Source organism: Pseudomonas sp. A2, assembly GCF_023100865.1.
Classification (GTDB): Bacteria; Pseudomonadota; Gammaproteobacteria; order Pseudomonadales; family Pseudomonadaceae; genus Aquipseudomonas; species Aquipseudomonas asiatica.
On sequence record NZ_CP039127.1, the window covers coordinates 2,776,898 to 2,797,803 of the forward strand.

Sequence of the window (20,906 nt, forward strand, 5' to 3'; positions counted from 1 at the left end):
ATGCACTTGCTCGAGAGAATTCCATGTTTCCCAAGAACTTCACGTTTTCCATTGCCGACTGGGTCAATGGCTGGGTCGATGCGCTTGTAACCAACTACGGTGACGTGTTCCGGCACATCTCCGACACCCTGCTGTGGGCCATCGTCAACCTCGAAGGCCTGCTGCGCGCAGTACCCTGGTGGCTGATGCTGGCCATCGTCGCCGGTATCGCCTGGCACGCCACCCGTAAAGTCGTGACCACTGCCGTGATCGTCGGCTTGCTGTTCCTGGTCGGCGCGGTCGGCCTCTGGGACAAGCTGATGCAGACCCTGGCGCTGATGCTGGTCGCAACGCTGATATCGGTCCTGGTCGGCATTCCGCTGGGTGTGCTGTCGGCGCGCAACGATCGTCTTCGGGCGGTGTTGATGCCGCTGCTCGACATCATGCAGACCATGCCCAGCTTCGTGTACCTGATCCCGGTACTGATGCTGTTCGGCCTGGGCAAGGTGCCGGCGATCTTCGCCACCGTCATCTATGCCGCGCCGCCGTTGATTCGCCTGACCGACCTGGGCATTCGCCAGGTGGATGGCGAGGTCATGGAGGCGATCAACGCTTTCGGTGCCAATCGCATGCAACAACTGTTCGGCGTGCAGCTGCCACTGGCGTTGCCGAGCATCATGGCCGGCATCAACCAGACCACCATGATGGCACTGTCGATGGTGGTCATTGCCTCGATGATCGGTGCCCGTGGCCTGGGTGAAGACGTCCTGGTCGGCATCCAGACCCTGAATGTGGGCCGCGGCCTCGAAGCGGGCCTGGCCATCGTGATTCTGGCGGTCGTGATCGACCGTATTACCCAGGCCTATGGCCGACCACGGCATGGGGTGGGCAAATGAGCGCCAAACAGACAATGAACAAGATCGAAGTCAAGAATGTCTTCAAGATATTCGGTGCTCGCGCCGAAGATGCCCTGAAACTGATCCGCCAGCAAAAAGCCAAGGATCAGGTCCTGGCCGAAACCGGCTGCGTGGTCGGGGTCAACGATCTCTCGTTGTCCATCGGCAGCGGCGAGATCTTCGTGATCATGGGGCTGTCGGGCTCGGGCAAGTCGACCCTGGTGCGCCACTTCAACCGCCTGATCGACCCGACCAGCGGCCAGATCCTGGTCGATGGCGAAGACATTCTGCAGTACGACATGGACGCCCTGCGCGAATTCCGCCGGCACAAGATCAGCATGGTATTCCAGAGCTTCGGCCTGTTGCCGCACCGCACCGTGCTGGACAACGTCGCCTACGGCCTGAAAGTCCGTGGCGAGAGCAAGGCCAGGTGTGCAGAGCGTGCCCTGCACTGGATCAACACCGTGGGCCTCAAGGGTTACGAAAAGTCGTACCCGCACCAGTTGTCGGGCGGCATGCGTCAGCGCGTCGGCCTGGCCCGCGCCCTGGCAGCCGACACCGACATCATCCTGATGGACGAAGCCTTCAGTGCGCTCGACCCACTGAATCGCGCCGAAATGCAGGACCAGTTGCTGGAGCTGCAGAAGACACTGCACAAGACCATCGTCTTCATCACCCACGACCTGGACGAGGCGGTGCGCATCGGCAACCGGATTGCCATTCTCAAGGACGGTCGCCTGGTGCAGGTCGGCACGCCGAAAGAAATCCTCTACCAGCCTGCGGACGAATATGTAGATCGTTTCGTGCAGCGTCGCGTAGCTTCGCTTTAAGGAACCGGGTGTATGTCGTTTGCCGAAAGAATCATCATCGCCGACGCGCCAGTGCGTTGGCAGGACGTGGTGGCAGTGGCCCGGCATGGCGCGAAGCTTGAGCTGGCCCCATCGGCCTGGGCACGGATCGAGAACGCCCAGGCGATTGTCCAGCGCATCGTTTCCAGCGGTGACCGCGCCTATGGCGTCAACACCGGGCTTGGCGCCTTGTGCAATGTCTCGTTGCAGGACGAACAACTCAGCCAGCTGTCGCACAACACCTTGCTCAGCCATGCCTGTGGCGTGGGTACGGCGCTGTCGGACGAACAGACCCGGGCGATAATGTGCGCAGCGATCATCAATTTCTGCCAGGGCCGTTCCGGCCTGCAGCGCAAGGTGGTCGAGGCGCTGCTGACCTTGCTCAACCAGCGCATCACGCCGCAGGTGCCGAAGCAGGGGTCGGTGGGGTACCTGACCCACATGGCGCATATCAGCATCAGCTTGCTGGGCGTCGGCCAGGTCAGCTATCGCGGCCAGATCATGCCGGCGCAGCAGGCCTTGGCCGAGGTCGGCCTGGCGCCGGTCAAACTGGGTGCCAAGGATGGCCTGTGCCTGGTCAACGGTACCCCTTGCATGACCGGCCTGAGCTGCCTGTCCCTGGACGATGCCACGCGGTTGAGCCAATGGGCGGACGTTATCAGCGCCATGAGCTTCGAGGCACTGCGCGGCCAGCTCGATGCCTTCGACCCTGAAATCATCGCGATGAAACCGCACCCCGGCATGCAGCGCGTGGGCAGTAACCTGCGGCGCCTGCTCGACGGCAGCGAAATCATCGCCAGCAGCCAAGGCATTCGCACCCAGGACGCGTTGAGCATTCGCTCGATTCCGCAGGTTCATGGCGCCGCGCGCGATCAGCTGGAACACGCTGCGCGGCAGATCGAAACCGAACTCAACTCCACCACCGACAACCCTATGCTGCTGGGTACGCCCGAGTCGTATCGGGTAGTTTCCCAGGCGAATCCGCACGGCCAGTCGGTGGCCATGGCGGCTGACTTGCTGGCCATCGCGGTGGCCGAGATCGGGGCGATTGCCGAGCGTCGTCTCGATCGCCTGATCAACCCGTTGGTCAGCGGCTTGCCGGCTTTCCTGGTCAGCCAGCCGGGAGTTAATTCGGGGATGATGATTGTCCAGTACGTGGCTGCTTCACTGTGTGCAGAAAACCGTCAGCTGGCACAACCGGCAGTCGTCGACAACTACGTCACCTCCGGCCTGCAGGAGGACCATCTGAGCATGGGCACCAATGCCGGGTTGAAGCTGCACCGCGCCCTGGAGAACTGCACGCAGATACTCGCCATCGAATACCTGTTGGCGGCCCAGGCATTCGAGTTCCTCAAGGAGCAGCGCTTTGGCGCGGGTACCAGCGTTGCCTGGCGGTTGCTGCGCGAACGGGTCCCGGCGTACGCCCAGGACCGTTGGTTGGCCCCGGATATCGCCAGCAGTGCATCGATCCTGAAGGATCCGGGCCTGCTTGGCGCTGCATTCCCCGAGCTGCTATGACCGATGCAAGGGCCACTCATGGCTTCGGCTCGTGAGGGGCAGGACCTGTGCAATCGGGGGGGGCAAATGCCCCCTTGATTGTGAACGACCAATATTCAGAAAAAAGGCCAGGGTGCCATGCACCCTGGCCGAGCTCATTTCAAGTTAGCGATTTTCGCTGCCACGACCGCCGCCGTGGCTGTTCTGTCCGCCTTTACGTCCAGCCTCGGAGGCGCGTTCTCTGTCGTTGGCAAAATTGCCCCCAGAGCTTTGTCCGCCTTTGCGACCTGCCTCCGACGCCTTCTCACGGTCATTGGCAAAATTGCCTGGATTGTTCTGGGCGGTACCACCTTGGTGGCCACGATTGCTTTGGTTGTCAGCCATGATCTTTCACCTCATGTCGTCACACAGGAAAGTCTGTGTTCAACTCTGACGTCAGGCAGAGGGGCGTTTGCTCTACTGCATTTTGCTCGGCCCGACGGGTTGCGCGAAAGAACCCGTGCGGGCGCCTGTGGTGCAGCAGAGCTTTGTTCGCCAACCTTTGGGAAGGATCGGGCTTGCATCGACTTTGACGGCACGGTCGTTCAGCTCCTGCGTCGTGAATGGGTGATTGCAAAACCTACGATCATTCCAAGCGCCGCTGCGCCGATCAGTAGTGGCGTCTTGTCTTTTGACTTCCTCCAACCCCCGTCGATACTCCTCCTGCCACTCGGCGGCTCAAAGAGGTTGCCTGATGATGTTTCGGCTTTCGGGCTGCGGTTTATCCCGCGACGCGTCAGCCACCCCGATAACAGAGGCAGGCCTGGTACCAGGTAACTGGCCAGATGCGCCAGGCGGGCCGTGGCACCGACCGTGGTGTGAGCGCGTGGTGAGATTGCACAGGCCACCATGGCCTTCGCCACAAGTTCGGGATCATATACAGGGCCCGGAGGCGTCAGCGCATGGCCTGTGTAGTTGCCGCCGTCTCGGAAGCCCGGTGTGTCCATGACGGCCGGATAGATATCGCAAACATGGATATCGGGAAACTCCGTCAATTCCCCCCGCAGCGCCTCGGTCAGGCCACGCAAGCCGAACTTGCTCGCCGAGTACGCGGCTGCATAGGGTTGGGCCACCCAGCTGCCCAGTGACAGCGTGTTGATCAGGATGCCGCTGCCCTGGGCTTTGAAGAGGGGGAGGGCTACGAACGCACCGCGCAGGTAACCCATCAGGTCGGTCTGAATGACCTGCTCGTGGGCCTCCAGCGGTGTTTCCTCGAAATTGCCGACCGCCCCAACGCCTGCGTTGTTGATCCAGATATCGATTCGCCCGTGGCCGAACTCTGCTGCCTGTGCGGCCAGCGCTTGCACCTGGTCGTTGTGGGTGACGTCGGTCGTGATTGCTATGGCATCGGTACCGCAGTCGGTGCATTCATCCAGTACCTCGAACAACGCCTCTTCATCGCGCGCAGCGAGCACCAGGCGAGCACCCTTGCAGGCAAATGCGTGCGCGGCGGCCCGGCCGATACCGCTGGAAGCACCAGTGATCACCACGACTTTGCCGCGCAGTGGCCCTCTGCTCTGAACGCCCCCGCGGGGCGCTTCCTGTTCTGTGCCAGATTTCTTGTGGTCGTCAAGTGGCGCGATCGTTTCGCTGGCCTCGATCCGAGAAAGCTCAAGAGCGGTGCCATCGACCAGGGTCAACCTCAGCCCTTCAATCGTGCCAGCCTCACGGTTCGGAAACACGGGTTCACCCTCGGCATCCACGCTGTCGTAGATGAAGCGCGTGCCTTCGATCCACCCCACGGCGGTCAAAAGCTCAGGGCCGAGATAATACTTCCCGTCTTGAAAGAAGCCAGGGAATTGATGAGCCCGCTCCACGTTTTCCACGCGATAGCGTTCACCTGGTTTCATACCTGTCGCTTGATCGATCATTTTGCGAACCCCTGTAGTTGGACCTCGGAAATGCCAGCCTTTGCTGTGCTAGTCAGAAGCAGGCCCGGTGCGCTTGACGCCGCGCGGGCCAGCCACGCTCCGGATACCAAAGCGCTCGTTGGCACCTGCCCGGCAGGCGCATCTTTGCGTGTTGGATATTCAGGGGAAGCCAGGGCGGACGGCAAAGTTCAGACCAACAAGTCCGGTGGTACCAAACGGTGCTTCGCTGCATCCGTGTGTCACTGGATGATGTCCTGAACCGCCGCGCCCGTATTTCCGCTGGTTCCTCGGCCCTGGGCAGTAAACGCTGTGCTATCACTACCTGCATGGTTTTCGCCATAGGGGCCCGGGGATTTCATGATGAAGCGCCTTTATTGCCTGCTGTTGATTCTTTTCACCCTGCAGCCCTTGGCCGGGCACGGTATCGACGTTGCAGGCAGTGCCACAGATGGCGTACCCGGTGAACCGGCCGAGCTGACCATCGCCAATCGCAGCATCTTCATCTTCCACGCCACCTTGCTGGGGGAAACGCCGGCGGCGCGGGTGCAACGGGCCACAGCCGTGATCGAAGAGGCATTGCGCGGGACTGATGAGCTGAAGGTCAGCGTCGACCCCATCCTGAATAGCCACCTGGTGCTATTGGGAGAGCGGCGTGCCTTCATCATTGCGCCGCAGGACCTGGGCCTGGCCGGTGGCGATACTCGCGAAGCCGCCGAGCAGGCAGCCGCTATGCTGCGCCTGGTGGTCGACGAGACCGGTCAGGCCCGCAGCCTGCGCTTTCTGCTCAAGGCAGCAGGCTACTCGGTGGTGGCCACGTTGATCTACGTGGTGCTCATCAAGGGCACCAACCTGGCTCGGCGCAGGCTCCAAGGCCTGTTGCCGCAGCTGATGCGCGAGCGCGCCCGGCAGATACGGCTCGGGCAGATGCCACTGTTGGACATGCAGCTGGTCTACACCGTGATCGAACGCCTGTTGCGGCTGCTGCACTGGGGCGTAGTACTGTTGCTGAGCTACCAGTGGCTGAGCTTCGTGCTGTCGCAATTCCCCTACACCCGGCCTTGGGGGGAAAGCCTCAACGTCCACTTGATCGACCTGTTACGTTATATGCTCGACGGCATTTTGCAGGCAATTCCCGGCATCGCCGTGGCCATCATCATTTTTTTCATCGCCCGCGGTATCAGTGGCTTCAGTCGGCGCCTGCTGGAGCGCATGGCCCGGCCGGGCACCCTCAAGTGGCTGACCGAGGAAACCCTGCAGCCAACCACACGCCTGACCTCGCTTGCCATCTGGCTGTTCGCCCTGGTGATGGCGTACCCGTACCTGCCGGGTTCCGGCACCGACGCCTTCAAGGGGCTGTCGGTGCTGCTTGGGCTGATGATTTCTCTCGGCGCCTCCAGCATTGTCGGGCAGGCGGCAGCGGGCCTGATCCTGACCTATTCACGCACCTTGAAGGCTGGCGAGTATGTGCGGGTAGGTGACCACGAGGGCACGGTGACCGAAGTCGGCATGTTCAACACCACGATCCGCACTGGACTGGGCGAAGTGTTGACCTTGCCCAACTCGATGATCACCGGCTCGGTGACACGCAATTTTTCACGTGTTGTACAGGGGCAGGGCTACATCGTCGATACTGTGGTCACCATCGGTTACGACACGCCGTGGCGCCAAGTGGAGGCGATGCTGGTGGAGGCGGCCAAGCGTACCGACGGCATACTGGAAAAACCCAGGCCGCAGGTGTTTCAGACCGGGCTTTCGGATTTCTACCCCGAGTATCGCCTGGTGGCGCAGGCGGTGCCGAGTGAGCCACGGCCTCGGGCAGAACTGCTGAGCCTGTTGCACGGCAACATTCAGGATGTGTTCAACGAGTACGGGGTGCAGATCATGTCGCCGCATTACCTGGGCGACCCCGCGCAGGAAAAGTGGGTGCCGCACGAGCGCTGGTTCACGGCACCTGCGCGGAAACCTGATGTTGGCCAGCAGGGGGAATAGCGTCATAACCGGCGATCACGGGGTCGCCATGCTGCCGACGGTGCTCCCGAACCCGCGTTGGCCAGGCCGTTGCCTTCCTGGCCGGCTTCGTTGCGGGCACGCCTCTTCAGGTTGCTGATACAACCTCATATCAAAAGCCCCAGCCACATTGCGCCGAGGATGACCAGTTGGCCGGGAACAAGGTATCTCCCGAAGCTGCAGCCGCCGCTACCGAGGGACAGAATACATTTGGTCAATGTATTGCCGGTCAATGCCAGTAAACCGGGTACTACCAGGCCATCTACACCGAGTCTACCGGCAACGACCAGTGAGGCGACCGACGCTGTCGCTACGTGAGCATCGGCCAATCCGCTGATGAAGGCCGCGATACTGACCCCGTTGTGGCCCAGATGGTGAAGTAGAAATGCACAGAACAAGGCGATTCCGGTCAGCGCGACGGTGATGATCAGGGCTGTGAAGAGATCGAAGGCACCATCGCCCTGATGCGCTGTTGACGTGCCTTGGTCGCTGCGCCAGGGCGCAAGCAACAAAGTGCCGTAAACCACCGTACCCACGGTACCGAGCCCGATCGAGGCCACGAAAGGCTTCAACAGGTGTCGGTCGACGATGCCTAGCACCAGGGCGAATTGCGCGATGCTGGCGAGGTTCGACAGTATGGCAGCGGCGGCCAAGGGCCTCACGGCTGTGACTTGCCGACGTGCCTCATGGGCAAGCAGCGCAATGGTTGCCGTGCCGGAGGCGAAACCTGAGGCGATCGCGCTCAGGGGCAAGCCGTAGCGTGGGCCCACCAGACGCAAGGCGATATGCCCCAGTGCACCGACGGTCATCAGCAGGACGACCAGCGTACAGATGGTGCGAGGGTTGAGTGCGCCATACGGCCCCATGAACCTGTCCGGTGTCAACGGTAGCACCACCAGCGCTACCGTCAGCAGCATCAAACCATCGCGCAGCTCTTCCTCGCTCAGCTGCTGGAGCACGAAATGGTGCAGCTCGCGGCGCAGTGCCAGCAGCACGGTCAGCACCACGCCGACCGCCGTGGCAAGTTCTGGCTCGTCAAGGCTCAGTGCGCCCAGCGTCAGCACCAGTAGCAGGGCGATTTCGCTGGTGACTTCAGGGTCTTTGTCGGCGTGTTTGCGGTAATGCATACACAACATCAGAACCAGGCCCAGGCTGGCGACCCCGACCAGCACCGGCCCGGCCAGCAACATGCTGACGTAGCCCAGCAGGGCGGTGATGGCGAAGGTCCTAAGGCCAGCAGCGGCATGATCTTCATTGCGGCCTTTCTTGCGCTCGCGCTCAAGCCCCACCAGCATGCCGATGCCCAGCGCGACGGCACCGTGGCTGACATTCACCGCGTCGAGCATGGCGCCTTCGGGGTGTCCTTGGGGGTGACTTCCGCGCTGCCTTGCTCGAGGGCTATCAAGGCTGGCAAATCGAGTATCTCGACAAGCCTGCCACGCATGCTGACGATGCCCAGCGCGCGCAAGCGGGCGACCGAGCGACACACGGTTTCCAGGCGCAGGCCCAGGTACGAAGCCATGTCTTCCCGGGACATGCGCAGCATGAAACCGTGGGCAGAGTAACCGCGGCTGACGAAGCGCTGTGACAACCCAACCAGGAAGCTTGCCAGGCGCTGTTCGGCGGTGAGGTTGCACAGCATCAGCACCCGCTCATGCTCACGCACGATTTCTCGGCTCATCAAACGGTTCAGGCTTTGCTGCAGGACGGGAAAGTCACGCGCCAATGCCTGCAGCCGGCGATAGGGGACAGGGCACACCTCGCTGTCTTCCAGGGCAATGGCATCGCATACGTGATGTTCGGTGGCGATGGCGTCGAGCCCAAGTACATCGCCCGGCATCCAGAAATTGATCACCACTCCCTGGCCTTCGGCGCTGTTCAGGCTGGTCTTGAAGCTGCCACAGCGCACGGCATAAAGCGTCGTCAGCGGATCGTTGGCGTTGAACAGCGCGGCGCCTTTGCGAATTCGCATGCGCGGGCCGATCAGTGCGCCCAGGCAACTGTTGTCATGCACGGGCAGACCGGTGGGCAGGCACAGCCCGCTGACACGGCACTCTGTGCAAAGGGTCGTCAGCGGTTTCAGGTGAATCGGTGTTGCCGGGCTCGACGCTGCAGGTTGGTCGAGCAAGGTCACTTTCAGTAGGCCAGTCATTTTCAGGCCTCCTTCGCGCATCGGAGACCTGCCTGGGCTACCATCCCTGCATTGGTTTTGCCAACGCTGCCCATACCTGGGCGTGGTGACCAGTCGGCGAGCATGTCCCGCGAGTGGGGCGCGTTGAGGCGCGCATTCAACCGGTCGACAAAGGCTTGCGCTTCGGCGGACGTAACGAAGCTCACCCGGCAGTCGTCCATGCGGACCCACCAGCGGTTCTGCTGAGGGCTATTTTCGACGTAGATGTTCATGGAAGCCTCCAAAAGCATGCATGAGCAAACCAACTGCAAATCCATGCGAAAACGAAGGCATCCCTGCCGGCAACAGGGGTGTTCAGGGCGTGATGGCGATTTTCATCGCACTATCGCGCTGGTTGGCGAACGACCATAGGCGACGTTCGATGGTTTTCATGAGCGCCATGGCACGCCTCCGGGGCATTCGATGATTGTTGTTGGTGTGGGGTCAGATTGCTCCGTTAACGGCCAGGAGCTTTGACCAGCATCAAATTTCCGCGCAGCGGGCGTTGCCGTTTGTCCGCCCAGTGGTTCAGTTGATAAACATCAAATCCGCCAGGTGCGGGTGATGGATGATCCAGGAACACTTCCCAACCGCTGAGGTGCGCCATGGACAACCCGCAAAGACTCCTGCTGATCGCCTCGCCGCTGATGCGGCGCACCCCGGTCTACGACCGTGCGGCTGCGCTGGCCAAGGCCAAGGGCATGGCCCTGCATATCGTTGCTTTCGACTATCTCGAAGGCCTTGCCACGGCGGGCCTGGTCAACGACCAGGCACTGGCTGTGATGCGTGAAGGTTATGTACAGCAACACCGTGGATGGCTTGAAACCCAAGCGCTTTCGATGCGCCGTAACGGGGTCACGGTCACCACCGAAGTGGTATGGGTGCAGCATCCGCTGGACGAGATCCTCGTCCACCTGCGCGAGCAGCCGTTCGCCATGCTGATCAAGGCCTTCGAGCATGAGCCCTGGTGGGCGCGGGCGATGTTCACCTCGCTCGACATTCAGTTGCTGCGGGAAACCCGCATCCCCCTGCACCTGGTGCATCAGGCCAGCCACGCGCTGCCGCGCAAGATTCTGGCTGCCGTGGACCTGTCCCGCCCCGAGGACCAGTTTGAGGGGTTCAACGACCAGATCATCAGTGAAGCGCTGAAACTGGCATTACAGTGCAACGCCCAGATCGAACTGCTATATGCCTACGACCTGGGGTCCATGTACCTGGACTCAGGTGGCAGCCGCGAGCATTCGTTTCTGTTCGACTCCAACCTCGCCCAGACGTTGCACGAGGCGCAAAGCGAGGCATTCCAGGCACTGGCCGAACGCAACGGTATCGCCGCCGAACACCGCCACCTGCGGCTGGGAGACCCGGCCAAGGTGCTGGCGCTGTTCATGGAGAACAATGATATCGATGTGCTGGTCATGGGCAGTTACCACCATCGCGGCATTGGCTGGTTCATCGGTAGTACTGCGGAGCGGGTATTGCATCGGTTGTCCAGCAGCGTGCTGGTGATATCACCAGAGCATTCCCAAGGCTGAGAGACAAGGCCCGAAAGGGCCTTGCTTTCAGGCGTGAAGGTCGAGCTCGTGAAGGATTTCGCTGACATCGCCACCCAGGTAGCGGGAGGTGAACCCCAAGGTCTTGGTCAGCCGGTGCATGGCGTAGTTGTTCGCCAGGTCCCTGGAGATCATGCAGTGGAAGCCATTGCGCTTCGCGGCCGCGATCAGGTGCTGCATCAGCAGCCGGCCCAGCCCCTTGCGTTGCCATTCTTCATTTACGGCTACCGCGCATTCGCACTGGAGGCTGCCGGGAACACTGGCATACCGGCTGACCCCGATCTGGCGCAACTGGCCATCTGCATGGACCAGGGCAACGTAGGCTTCGCACTGGTGATGATCCACCGGCATATGCTGCGCATCCAGGTTCGGCACACCGCCACAGAGCCCGGCAATGAAGCGGAAACGCCGGGCCTCGTAGGCGATCGTGCTGAGAAAGCGGCGGTCCCTTTCGCGGTCTTCCTCGCGCAGGGGGCGGATCAGTACGGCAGAGCCATCAGAAAGCTTTTCGATCCAATGCTCGCACGCGTCTGGCTTTTCAGTCTGCTGCCTGTTCATGTCGCCTCCCGGTCACCTGGTCGATGCTTGCCAGAGCTGTTGTACCGTGCTGGGCGGCGCCGGTTCTGACAATCGTCAAGTTCCGGCTCGGATGGTGGTTTTCTGATCTGCATCAAGCGCGAACAGGCCTGCTTTCGGACAATCGCCTACATCATCACGCCAGCCGCGCAAGCCCGGAGGTTCGCCATGGGTCAATATCGACAACTGCTGGTGCTGCTCACCGAGCTCGATCCGCATTCGGCCGCGCTGCGCCGGGCCCTGGCCCTGGCGCATGTCAGTGGTGCCAGTGTGCATGTACTGGGCTTGTTCGAACCGACGCAGGAGCACCTGCTGCGCGAAGAGCGATTGAACGAGGCCGATATCCAGCGTCAGTTCGACCACTACGGTTTGCGGCTGGCGGGGTTGGTCGAGCGTCACCGTGGCAGCGGCATCGCTCTGACGGTCGACACCTTGCAGGCAGATGACATCCGCAGCCAGGCCATCGACTACATCAGCGAACTGCACCCCGATATGGTCATCAAGGACAGCGAAGTGACGCCAACCATGGTGCGCCTGTTCAGCACGCCCCTGGATTGCGCGTTGATGCGGGGCTTGAAGGGCATCACGCACTTCGTACCGGAGGCGGCGGTGTCGCTGCCCCGGCGCGTGCTGGTCGCCGTGGACACCTCCTTCAGCGAAACTCCCGAGGACCAGGCGTCCTTCAACCGCAGGCTGATTCGTGCCGCGCAGGCGCTGGCACTGCAATGTGATGCACAGCTGCACCTGCTCTCGGCCTACAACCTGGCGGGCGTGTTCGCCTCGGACATGAACGTTACCCAGGCGTGGATCGATGAGATGCGCAATGCCTTGAAGGAGCCGTTCGACACCTTGGCGGATGCCGAGGGGGTCCCGGCCGATTGCCGCCACTTCCTGGAAGGTGGCCCGGTTCAGGTGATTCGCGAGCAAGTCGCTGCGCTGGATATCGACGCGGTGGTCATGGGCGTCGTGCAGCCAAAGGGCCTGGACAAACTGCTCGGCGACACCACTGAACGCATCGTCAGCCGCCCGCCGTGCAGCGTCCTTGCGGTTCACCCTCAAGCGGCCGAAACCTTGGAGCCCTAGCCATGCAACTGACATTCCTCGGTGGTACCGGGACCGTGACGGGCAGCAAGTTCCTGTTGACCCGCGACAGCAGCCGCGTGCTGATCGACTGTGGGCTGTTCCAAGGCTACAAGCAACTGCGCCTGCGCAACTGGGAACCGTTATCGGCGGCGCTGCGCGCGCTCGATGCCGTGGTGCTGACCCACGCCCACCTCGACCACAGCGGTTATCTTCCGGTGCTCGCCAAGGAAGGCTATACCGGGCCGATCTACGCAACACCGGCCACCTGTGCCTTGGCCGAAATCCTGTTGCTCGACAGTGCCCGGCTGCAAGAAGAGCAGGCAGAGCATGCCAACCGGCACGGCTACTCGAAGCATTCGCCGGCACGCCCGCTTTACACCGAACAGGATGCAAAGCGTGCCTTGGCATTGTTGCGCCCTGTGGAGTTGCATCACCCGACCATGATTGCGCCGGGGATGGAGCTGCTGTTGCGCACGGCTGGGCACATACTCGGCGCGGCGACGGTACAGATCAAGGTCGACGGCCAGACCTTGGTCTTCTCTGGCGACCTGGGCCGGCCACAAGACCCGATCATGCGCGCGCCGGAACTGATCAGGACGGCAGACGTGCTGCTGGTGGAGTCCACCTATGGCGATCGCCAGCATCCAAGCGAATCGACCGAGCAGTTTCTGGCCCAGGTCATCAACCAGACTCTCCTGCGCCACGGCATCACCTTGGTGCCCTCATTCGCGGTTGGCCGGGCCCAGTTGCTGATGTATTACCTGTACAAGCTCAAGCGCGATGGCCTGATACCCGACATTCCGGTCTACCTCAACAGCCCGATGGCCACAGACGCAACCACCCTTTACCAGCAGTTCCGGAGCGAGCATCGCCTGACGTTGGCGGAATGCGCCGAAATGTGCAGGGGCACGCATATCATCCGTACCGTCGATGAGTCCCGGCATCTGGATCAGCTGCGTGAGCCCGCGGTCATTATCGCCGCCAGTGGCATGGCGACCGGTGGACGTGTCTTGCACCATCTCAAGGCACTGGCCCCCAACCCGCGCAACAGCATTCTGTTCTCTGGTTTCCAGGCCGGAGGTACGCGCGGCGCCGACATCGTCGCGGGTGCGCGCAGTGTCCGCCTGCACGGTGAAGACGTGCCTATCCGGGCCCAGGTGCATGCGATGGATAATCTCTCTGCGCACGCCGATGCCGACGAGATCATGGAGTGGTTGCGCGGTTTCGCCCGCCCGCCACGCCAGACCTATGTCATCCATGGTGAGCCGCACGCCGCCGACACGTTGCGGCGGCGGATCAGCATCGAGCTCGGTTGGCAGGTATACGTACCCGAGTACCACGAAACGGTTGCTATTGACCCAGTGCGCTAGCCTGGGCCGGGAGGCTGTCATGGATACACAAGCAAGGGCGAAACTCCGGGCCTGGATGCATCGGCCACGGGGTAGCCTGGGGTTTATCGTGGCAATCTTCGCACTGCTCGTCGTGGTCGCTGCCTACCGGTCGTTGAACCCGAACTGGCGCCTGCCGATGCAACATCCACTTATGCTGCTGGCCTTGCTCGCCCTGTGCGTGGCGTTGGGGTGGGTGGTGCAGCGTGGCGTGAAACGCACGGTAGGCAAGACCATATTCAACGGCCAGGCCACGGGCTGGCAGGCTCGGCTTGCCTTCCTGCGCTCGGTCACCCAGGAGTCGAACGTGCTCTTGGGCATGTTGCTGTTCCTGACGTTGCTCGCTGGCGGCACGGTTTGGCTGGCGGGGCGCTCGGTGGACCGAATCGTGGAGAATTGCACAGACAGCCTGCAGGCCCGGGTGAACACCCCTGAGGATGAAAAGCTCACGGCATTGGTCGGCAAGCCGGTGTGTACCTGCCTGGCGCAAACGTTTCTGGACCGTAATGGGGTGATACGCCTGGCCTTGTTCGAAACGCCGATGCGGGAAGTGAGCGCATACAAGGCGTTGACGGCAGACGATGAACAGCGCTGCCTCGAGCAGTTCGACCTGCTGCCTGAAGAGGCCCGGGCGATGCTGCCTTGAATGGCGGTAGTGCTTGCCAGTAGCTGAAACGACAGGCGCCCGATGTGGCGCGGGAGGTTTCCATGTCGCATGATCTTGCTCGTCGCACCCTGTACCCCGACCGTGCTGAAGCCGGTCGCTGCCTGGTGGCGTCGTTGAGCCGATATGCCGGACGGGCTGATGTGATCGTGCTCGCCTTGCCACGAGGCGGTGTGCCGGTGGCTTACGAGGTCGCTACCGCCCTCAAGGTTCGCCTTGACCTGCTGGTAGTGCGCAAGCTTGGAATACCGTCGCACCCTGAATATGCCATGGGTGCGATCGCCGGGGGCGGGGTGAAGATTCTCAACGACGATGCACTGCGGGCTTACCCGGTCGATCGCACCTTGCTGGAAAGCGTGGTTGCCAGGGAAACCCAGGAACTGATACGTCGTGAGCGCGCCTATCGAGGTACCCGACCACCGCTTCGGCTCAAGGACCAGACCGTAATCCTGGTTGATGATGGCCTGGCAACCGGGGCCTCGATGATGGCGGCCATTCAGGCGACACGAGCGTTGTCCCCTTTGCGTATCGTGGTCGCGGTGCCAGTCGCGCCACCGGAAACGCTGGAGGCCATGTGGGGCGAAGTAGACGAGGTGGTCTGCCCGCTGGTGCCTGAGCGGATGGTTTCGGTCGGCTACTGGTACCAGGACTTTCCCCAGACGTCGGACGAAGAAGTCATCGCGCTGATGGACAAGGCCGGGCTCGCGGAGTCCTCCAGGGCGCGTGCCGGGGAGGCTGAAGATGACCATGCTCGCTAGTCGCGGCCCCCAAGCCTCTTCTCTTGAGGCTTGCAGGCCGGATATTCAGACACCGAACGGATAGGTTTCGTCTTCCGGTTCGAGGTGCTGTTGTTTCGGTAGTGGCAGGGCGTTGACCGGCTGGGTCTGTTCGATCCAGAGCATGGCATTGAATTGCTCGGCCAGCACTGCTTCGAAGTAATGGCTCAGCCGTTCGCTTTCCGGTCGGTAGATGACGCCGATCGCGCGCTCGAGCAGTGGCATGGACAAGATGCGACGCAACTCCTTGCGCTGAGGGTCTCGCCAGTCGGTCAAAGAAGCCGGTACGCCTGCCAGGCGGAACTGGTGCTCCCAGCTGTCCGACCGCGAAGGGCGGACGTCCTTGATCAGCATGTCGCCATCCCAGTCACTGGCGGCGGCCACTTGACCGCGGTCAGTAGTCATGCCGATCAGCACAGCCTCCTGGCCAAAGGCTTTACGGCACAGTTGGCCGATGTTGAACTGGCCTTTCCAACCCATTTCCGTGGCATCTGCGTTGCCGATGTGGGAATTGTGTGCCCAGACCACGGCTTTGGCGTGTGGCCCGCGATGTTCCAGCAGTGCGCGCAGGGTATCGAACATATGCCGGTCGCGCAGATTCCAGGAGGCGGTCGAGCCTCGATAGATCGCGCGGTAATATTGCTCCGCAGCGATGATCACCCGTGCGTTCTGGGTGGCATTGAAGAACGCTTCGTCATTGCGGATCAGGCCCGACAGCTGTTCGGCCAGCATCACATTCAGTTGTTCTACCACAGGCTGCTCGCACGGCATGACGCCACCGCGCTCGACGAAGTGGCCGTACAGGGCCGGGTCATCCTGCCAGGGCGTCAGGCAACCATAACGGTGGCGCGCTTCGCGGGCCAGGTGCGGATCTGCCCGGTCCAGAAAGGCCAGCACTTCATGGATGGAGTTGCGCAGGCTGTAGACGTCCAGGCCTCTGAACTCCACGCGGCGCTCGACGGCCAGCAGGCGATTGTGTCCATGCAGCCAGTGGGCGAATGCCTTGACCTCGCTGTTGCGCCACATCCAGGTTGGGAAACGGCTGAAAATATGGCGCTTCCATGCCGAATGGGCCAAGCCCCGCACGTACTGGTCGACGTGCCCGGCATCCGGCCAGTCGGCTTCGACGGCCACGATGTTGAAGCCGTGCTGTTCGATCAACCGGCGGGTAATTGCCGCGCGGGCGCGATAGAACTCGCTGGTGCCATGGCTTGCCTCGCCCAGCATCACCACACGGGCGTCGGCGTAGCGGTCGAACAGCGCAGCGAAAGCGGGGGAGTCCAGGTCAGGCAAGGGTTCGGCGAATTGATGCAGCAGGGGGGCGATCTCAGCGCTGTCGACCTGGTATTGCTTGCCGTAGAGCTTTTCCATCAGTTTCCGCGAATTACCGTTCATGGATACCCTCCTCGTGCGGATAGGGCCGGAGGTCGTGGGGTTTGCAGCGGGCGGGGCAGCACGGTGGCTGCCCCAGGCGCTGGCGCAGCGGCGCTTCAGGTCAGATTGAGGCGATGGATGACCTGGGCCGGATCATCCGGATCGGTAGTGGTGGTGAATCCTGCCGCCTTGGCCAGGTCGCGCATCGCCAGGTTGGCGGCTGAGTCGATCGAGTACATCTGCCGCAGGCCCTTTGCCCGGGCATGATCGGTCAGGTGCTTGAGCAACAGGCGGCCCAGGCCATGGTGCTGCCAGCTGTCGAGTACTGTCACGGCGCATTCGCATTCATCCTTGCCGGCAATGGCGGCATAACGCGATATGCCCACCTCCTGCAGCTCGCCGTCCACATGGGCGAGGGCGACATAAGCCGCTTGTCGGTCCTGGTCGACCGCCATCAACTGGTCGAGCATCGCCTCACCGGGCTCTTTGATCTGGCACAGGAAGCGAAAATGCCGCGACTGCGGTGACAGCCGTTCGATGAAGGCCCTCTCGCGCTCCCGGTCCTTGGCTTGCAGCGGCCTGATCAGTACATGGGTGCCATTGTCGAGGGCTTCGATCCAATGTTCGCCCGCAGGCTTGGGAAACGAGGGGGCGGTATGTTGACGGGAAGTATCAGCAGAAGCCATGGCAGTATCCTCGTGTGATTGAGATGGGGCGGTTGGGCGCTTGAATTTGCACTCCAGTTAATGCCATTGATGTTTTATTTCCAGCCATTGACTGTTTGAGAGCCATTTGTCTGCAGCTGGAAAGAATATGTTTTCCTCCGATTCCATGTGGTCGTAATATTTCTCGATATAGTCATCGACAGTGTCAGCGATTACTTTCGTGTCTTTTGCCGTAGCCGCTAATGTCTTCAATTGCCCAGCAATGCGCGCAAATGCCTGGTGATCTCGCTCGATATCCAGGATCCGCGGGTGGATCGGCGCCTCCGTGGCCAGCAAGGCTCGCCGTATGCTTTCTTCATTCTCATGGTGGTGCCGCTCTGCATTGCTGTGCAAGGCCTCCAACATTTCGAACAAAAGCTTACAGTCATCAGTGGCATCGGGTTCATGCTTTAGCTTTTTCAGCAACTTCCTGATCTGGCTTATCTTATTGGCCATGTCATGATGATAGGCGTGAAGTTCGTTCAGTAAGGTATTCATGACACATCCTCTTCACGTTACCAGACAATGCAGATTTATAAGGCCCAGGGGCCTTCAGACAGGAACACGGGTTGAAGGCTATCTAAGTCGAGCATGAGGGCAGCGCACTGGCCTGACTTGATCTTGATCAAGCTTTAGTGGGGCACAGCCATGACCCTTGGTCAGTTGCCTCAGAAACTTCGGGCGAAGCGGCTAGCGTTTATAGAGCCCGCAAGAAAAAGCGGAGACATCGTCATGTCAGGCCCTGAAGATATGGGTATAAAGCCCCAGGTAAAGTGCCTTGCGTGCTCTTTGAGCCGACTTTGCCTGCCCGCCAGCCTAAGCGTCGATGAAGTGGAAAAGCTGGAGCGTATCATTCGCCGTAACCGCCCTTTGAAGAGGGGCGAGTATCTGTTCAAGGCCGATGAGCCCATGGGGCATGTGTTTGCCCTGCGCTCAGGGGTCATCAAGAATTTTCTGATTGATTCCGAGGGCAACGAGCGGGTCACCGGCTTCGTTCTGCCGGGCGAAATCTTGGGGCTGGACGCTATCGGGGCAAGTCATTATCGGAGCTATGCATTGGCGCTGGACGTTTCGCTGGTCTGCTCGATCCGGCTGGACCAGTTGGTTGATCTGTCGGGGCAGATACCCGGATTGCGCTATCAACTGTTGCACATGCTCAGCCTGGGTATTCAAGGCAAGGACGAACACCTGCGCTGCTGCCACGGGCGAGCCGAGCAGCGCCTTTCGCTTTTCCTGTTGGGCATGGCGGCGCGTTATCAAGAAAGAGGTTTGCGTGCAGACGTCCTTAATCTGCCCATGTCGCGAGGAGATATCGCAAACTACCTGGACCTTACCCTGGAAACTGTCTCCCGGCTGTTCAGCCGGTTCAATCAGGCTGGGCTCCTGCAATGCGTTGGCCGGGAAGTCCGACTCATCGATCAACAAGGCCTGCTCAAGCTCAGTCGGATGGAGGAGCCGAATTGAGGGCCTCGAGAATCCTGTCATAACGTTGCACAGGCCCATTCAGAGGAAATTGACAATTCCAGGATGGACGCGACACATGGTCTGCCCGCAACCAGATACGCTGTATCGGGACCCCTTTTTGCCAACAGATGCGCGCGGCATGCCTTGCCACCAAGGATGGCGCGCAGCAGTAGACAGTGTCCGGCTTGAAATCCTCCAGCTGTTCAGTCAGTTGACTCCAAACGCTTCTGCTGTTGCGCGGCACCGAGGTAAACGCTGAGATCCATGGCTTACATTCAGCGGGCAGGTGCTCCTGCTCAAAGCTTTCGTGCAACAGCCTCACCTCTACCCAAGGTAGCCAACAGCGAACCTCATCCAGTGTGCAAAGTAGCGCCAAAACCCCCTCACCGTGAGTGATAGCCAGCAGTCGCACACTCTGCAAGGGCACCGGCCATGCGCTGCCCAGAGGGCCTGAGTACTCGAGCAGATCTCCGACCTTCAATGCCAGGACGCTGCGGGTGGCGACAATGAACCGACCTGCTGCGCCAGGCATGCTGATGTAGTTGCAGGTCCAGCGCTGGGTTTGATTCGTCAGTTGGCAATACTGGCCTGGCATCGCCTCGCTGCGTTGCGGGTTGCACAGCATCAGGCGAAGGTACTGTATGCCGGGCCCCGGCAATGTTTCCAGCAAACGGACACACTCACTGTCATCCTGGTCCATATGCGCCTCGAACAGGTTTGGGCGGGCCACGTTCCATATAAGCTAAGCCCCTGCGATGGCAACACTTTGATCAGGATCAAACTGACAGAGGATGGTGGCCGCATCCTGATTGATAAAGGTCAAACGGGTGCTTGCCTGCCAGCGCAATATCGAGGCGTCTCCCAGGGAGGCATTACTCATTAGAGGAGGTCGCCATGTCCGAAACAGCGAAGAAAGTACCTGTCACTTCCGCAACCACCCAACCTGCCAAGGCTACGCTGCCAAGTACCGAGCCATCGGACCTGTGGCGCCCATTCCAGCAGTTGCGGCGTCAGATCGACAGCCTGTTCGACGATTTCGGTCGCCGGCCATTGCGCATGCCGTTCAGCCATACCCCGTTCGATGTCGAGCCATTCTGGCGGCGTGAACTGTTCAGCCATGGCATGCCGGCGATGGATATCAGCGAACTGGCCGATGAGTTTCGCATCAGCGCCGAACTGCCTGGTGTGGACGACAAGGACATCGAGATCAAGCTGGTCAATGGCAACGTTGTGATCCGCGGCGAGAAGCAGGAAGAGGTTGACGAAAAACGCAAGGAGTACCACTTGTCAGAGCGGCACTACGGCAGCTTCGAGCGGGTTTTCCAGCTACCCCGTGAAGTAGATGCGGAAAAGATTAATGCACAGTTCGCCAAGGGCGTGCTGCTGGTGCATCTGCCCAAGCGTGCAGAAGCGATTCACCCTGAGAAAGTGATTCCTATCAAAAGCAGCAAGTGATTGACCTGACCGATTTCAGGAGCAGGGACGCTCCGTCTTCGCATTCCAAAAAGGTGAAACATCATGTCCATCGGCAAATACTGCAACCGGGATGTGGTCACTGCGCTCCCCAGCATTTCGATCTTCGCCGCAGCGCGGATGATGAGTCGGTACCACGTCGGTGACCTGGTGCTGGCCGAGCCTGTCGATCGAGACCGTTACCGGCCTATCGGCCTGATCACCGACCGTGACCTTGCGCTGAGGATCATCGCCTGCAACCCTCCTGACCAGGAAGACCTCCAGGCCATCGATGTCCTGCCACGCCCATTGATTACCGCAAACCAGAATGAAGACCTGTTCGATGTGATTCTGAACATGCGACGGGCCAACATCAGGCGGATCCCGGTGGTCGATGACTTTGGCCTGTTGGTCGGCATTGTCACTGCAGACGACCTGGTGGGGCTGTTGGCCGACCACCTGCACGAGCTGACCTTGCTGATCCGTCAGCAGAGCCGACGGGAAGAAGATATCCGCGCCGGGGATATCTGAACGCGTACACATACGCGTGCGCGCCATCGACAGAGAG

22 protein-coding genes are annotated in these 20,906 nt (G+C 61.0%); 12 read left to right on the forward strand and 10 right to left on the reverse strand.

Features of this window, described 5'->3' with window-relative positions:
- Positions 1–23: 23 nt before the first annotated feature.
- The 3 genes from E5221_RS12895 to hutH are packed head-to-tail and all read left to right on the forward strand — an operon-like array spanning position 24 to position 3,241.
- Positions 24–875 carry a proline/glycine betaine ABC transporter permease gene (locus E5221_RS12895; RefSeq protein ID WP_015270115.1) on the forward strand — a complete coding sequence of 284 codons (852 nt, stop codon included), beginning with the start codon at positions 24–26 and terminating at the stop codon, positions 873–875.
- Complete coding sequence (locus tag E5221_RS12900) at positions 872–1,705, forward strand: glycine betaine/L-proline ABC transporter ATP-binding protein (RefSeq protein ID WP_247847594.1); 834 nt, start codon at positions 872–874, stop codon at positions 1,703–1,705. Before E5221_RS12895 ends, E5221_RS12900 begins: the two co-directional genes overlap by 4 nt.
- Before the next feature lie 12 nt (positions 1,706–1,717).
- On the forward strand, positions 1,718–3,241 hold the full coding sequence (hutH, locus tag E5221_RS12905; protein ID WP_247847595.1) for a histidine ammonia-lyase: 1,524 nt from the start codon (positions 1,718–1,720) through the stop codon (positions 3,239–3,241).
- 144 nt (positions 3,242–3,385) lie between these two features.
- On the opposite strand, the gene E5221_RS12910 is transcribed toward hutH, so the two are convergent.
- Both E5221_RS12910 and E5221_RS12915 read right to left on the reverse strand, forming a co-directional pair.
- Entirely contained in the window at positions 3,386–3,604 is a 219-nt protein-coding gene (locus E5221_RS12910) for a general stress protein (protein ID WP_003256807.1), read from the reverse strand.
- Positions 3,605–3,804: 200 nt separating this feature from the next.
- The gene (locus E5221_RS12915; protein WP_247847596.1) at positions 3,805–5,130 is read right to left on the reverse strand and encodes an SDR family oxidoreductase; all 1,326 of its coding nucleotides are present in this window, start codon (positions 5,128–5,130) and stop codon (positions 3,805–3,807) included.
- Positions 5,131–5,490: 360 nt separating this feature from the next.
- Between E5221_RS12915 and E5221_RS12920 the strand changes: the two genes are divergently transcribed.
- Positions 5,491–7,119 carry a mechanosensitive ion channel domain-containing protein gene (locus E5221_RS12920; RefSeq protein WP_247847737.1) on the forward strand — a complete coding sequence of 543 codons (1,629 nt, stop codon included), beginning with the start codon at positions 5,491–5,493 and terminating at the stop codon, positions 7,117–7,119.
- A gap of 125 nt (positions 7,120–7,244) precedes the next feature.
- Here the strand turns inward: E5221_RS12920 and E5221_RS12925 are convergent, their stop codons facing one another.
- Genes E5221_RS12925 through E5221_RS12935 form a run of 3 tightly spaced genes read right to left on the reverse strand, consistent with a single transcriptional unit; the run spans position 7,245 to position 9,540 of the window.
- Positions 7,245–8,483, reverse strand: coding sequence for a DUF4010 domain-containing protein (locus E5221_RS12925; RefSeq protein ID WP_247847597.1), 1,239 nt, complete (start codon positions 8,481–8,483; stop codon positions 7,245–7,247).
- Complete coding sequence (locus E5221_RS12930) at positions 8,468–9,289, reverse strand: helix-turn-helix domain-containing protein (protein WP_023661500.1); 822 nt, start codon at positions 9,287–9,289, stop codon at positions 8,468–8,470. The genes E5221_RS12925 and E5221_RS12930 overlap by 16 nt, the downstream gene beginning before the upstream one ends.
- Before the next feature lie 2 nt (positions 9,290–9,291).
- Positions 9,292–9,540 carry a hypothetical protein gene (locus tag E5221_RS12935; protein ID WP_247847598.1) on the reverse strand — a complete coding sequence of 83 codons (249 nt, stop codon included), beginning with the start codon at positions 9,538–9,540 and terminating at the stop codon, positions 9,292–9,294.
- A 372-nt stretch (positions 9,541–9,912) separates the two neighbouring features.
- Between E5221_RS12935 and E5221_RS12940 the strand changes: the two genes are divergently transcribed.
- Positions 9,913–10,839: a universal stress protein gene (locus tag E5221_RS12940; protein ID WP_047932520.1), complete on the forward strand. Its 927-nt coding sequence runs from the start codon at positions 9,913–9,915 to the stop codon at positions 10,837–10,839.
- A gap of 27 nt (positions 10,840–10,866) precedes the next feature.
- Here E5221_RS12940 and E5221_RS12945 read toward each other — a convergent pair whose 3' ends face one another.
- Complete coding sequence (locus tag E5221_RS12945) at positions 10,867–11,415, reverse strand: GNAT family N-acetyltransferase (protein WP_247847599.1); 549 nt, start codon at positions 11,413–11,415, stop codon at positions 10,867–10,869.
- A 186-nt stretch (positions 11,416–11,601) separates the two neighbouring features.
- Here E5221_RS12945 and E5221_RS12950 point away from each other — a divergent pair, with 186 nt between their 5' ends.
- From E5221_RS12950 to E5221_RS12965, 4 genes are all read left to right on the forward strand, one after another.
- Positions 11,602–12,516 (forward strand): universal stress protein, encoded by a 915-nt coding sequence (locus E5221_RS12950; RefSeq protein WP_247847600.1) that lies wholly within the window; start codon positions 11,602–11,604, stop codon positions 12,514–12,516.
- Between the two features lie 2 nt (positions 12,517–12,518).
- A complete protein-coding gene (locus tag E5221_RS12955; protein WP_023661504.1) occupies positions 12,519–13,886 on the forward strand; it encodes an MBL fold metallo-hydrolase in 1,368 nt (455 codons plus the stop codon).
- 55 nt (positions 13,887–13,941) lie between these two features.
- On the forward strand, positions 13,942–14,550 hold the full coding sequence (locus E5221_RS12960; protein ID WP_247847738.1) for a hypothetical protein: 609 nt from the start codon (positions 13,942–13,944) through the stop codon (positions 14,548–14,550).
- A 62-nt stretch (positions 14,551–14,612) separates the two neighbouring features.
- Positions 14,613–15,326 (forward strand): phosphoribosyltransferase, encoded by a 714-nt coding sequence (locus E5221_RS12965; RefSeq protein WP_003256832.1) that lies wholly within the window; start codon positions 14,613–14,615, stop codon positions 15,324–15,326.
- A gap of 45 nt (positions 15,327–15,371) precedes the next feature.
- On the opposite strand, the gene E5221_RS12970 is transcribed toward E5221_RS12965, so the two are convergent.
- The 3 genes from E5221_RS12970 to E5221_RS12980 all read right to left on the reverse strand — a co-directional run bounded on the left by E5221_RS12970 (position 15,372) and on the right by E5221_RS12980 (position 17,920).
- Entirely contained in the window at positions 15,372–16,739 is a 1,368-nt protein-coding gene (locus tag E5221_RS12970) for an erythromycin esterase family protein (RefSeq protein WP_247847601.1), read from the reverse strand.
- A gap of 95 nt (positions 16,740–16,834) precedes the next feature.
- Positions 16,835–17,404, reverse strand: a complete 570-nt coding sequence (locus E5221_RS12975) for a GNAT family N-acetyltransferase (RefSeq protein WP_015270127.1) — start codon at positions 17,402–17,404, stop codon at positions 16,835–16,837.
- Positions 17,405–17,461: 57 nt separating this feature from the next.
- Positions 17,462–17,920, reverse strand: a complete 459-nt coding sequence (locus E5221_RS12980; RefSeq protein WP_182328766.1) for a hemerythrin domain-containing protein — start codon at positions 17,918–17,920, stop codon at positions 17,462–17,464.
- Positions 17,921–18,154: 234 nt separating this feature from the next.
- Between E5221_RS12980 and E5221_RS12985 the strand changes: the two genes are divergently transcribed.
- Positions 18,155–18,886 carry a helix-turn-helix domain-containing protein gene (locus E5221_RS12985; protein ID WP_247847602.1) on the forward strand — a complete coding sequence of 244 codons (732 nt, stop codon included), beginning with the start codon at positions 18,155–18,157 and terminating at the stop codon, positions 18,884–18,886.
- Here E5221_RS12985 and E5221_RS12990 read toward each other — a convergent pair.
- On the reverse strand, positions 18,861–19,586 hold the full coding sequence (locus tag E5221_RS12990) for a hypothetical protein (RefSeq protein ID WP_085719826.1): 726 nt from the start codon (positions 19,584–19,586) through the stop codon (positions 18,861–18,863). The two genes, E5221_RS12985 and E5221_RS12990, sit on opposite strands and share 26 nt — an antisense overlap.
- Positions 19,587–19,780: 194 nt before the next feature.
- Between E5221_RS12990 and E5221_RS12995 the strand changes: the two genes are divergently transcribed.
- A complete protein-coding gene (locus tag E5221_RS12995) occupies positions 19,781–20,341 on the forward strand; it encodes an Hsp20/alpha crystallin family protein (protein WP_247847603.1) in 561 nt (186 codons plus the stop codon).
- Positions 20,342–20,404: 63 nt separating this feature from the next.
- Positions 20,405–20,869 (forward strand): CBS domain-containing protein, encoded by a 465-nt coding sequence (locus E5221_RS13000; protein ID WP_003256840.1) that lies wholly within the window; start codon positions 20,405–20,407, stop codon positions 20,867–20,869.
- The last annotated feature ends 37 nt before the right edge of the window (positions 20,870–20,906 follow it).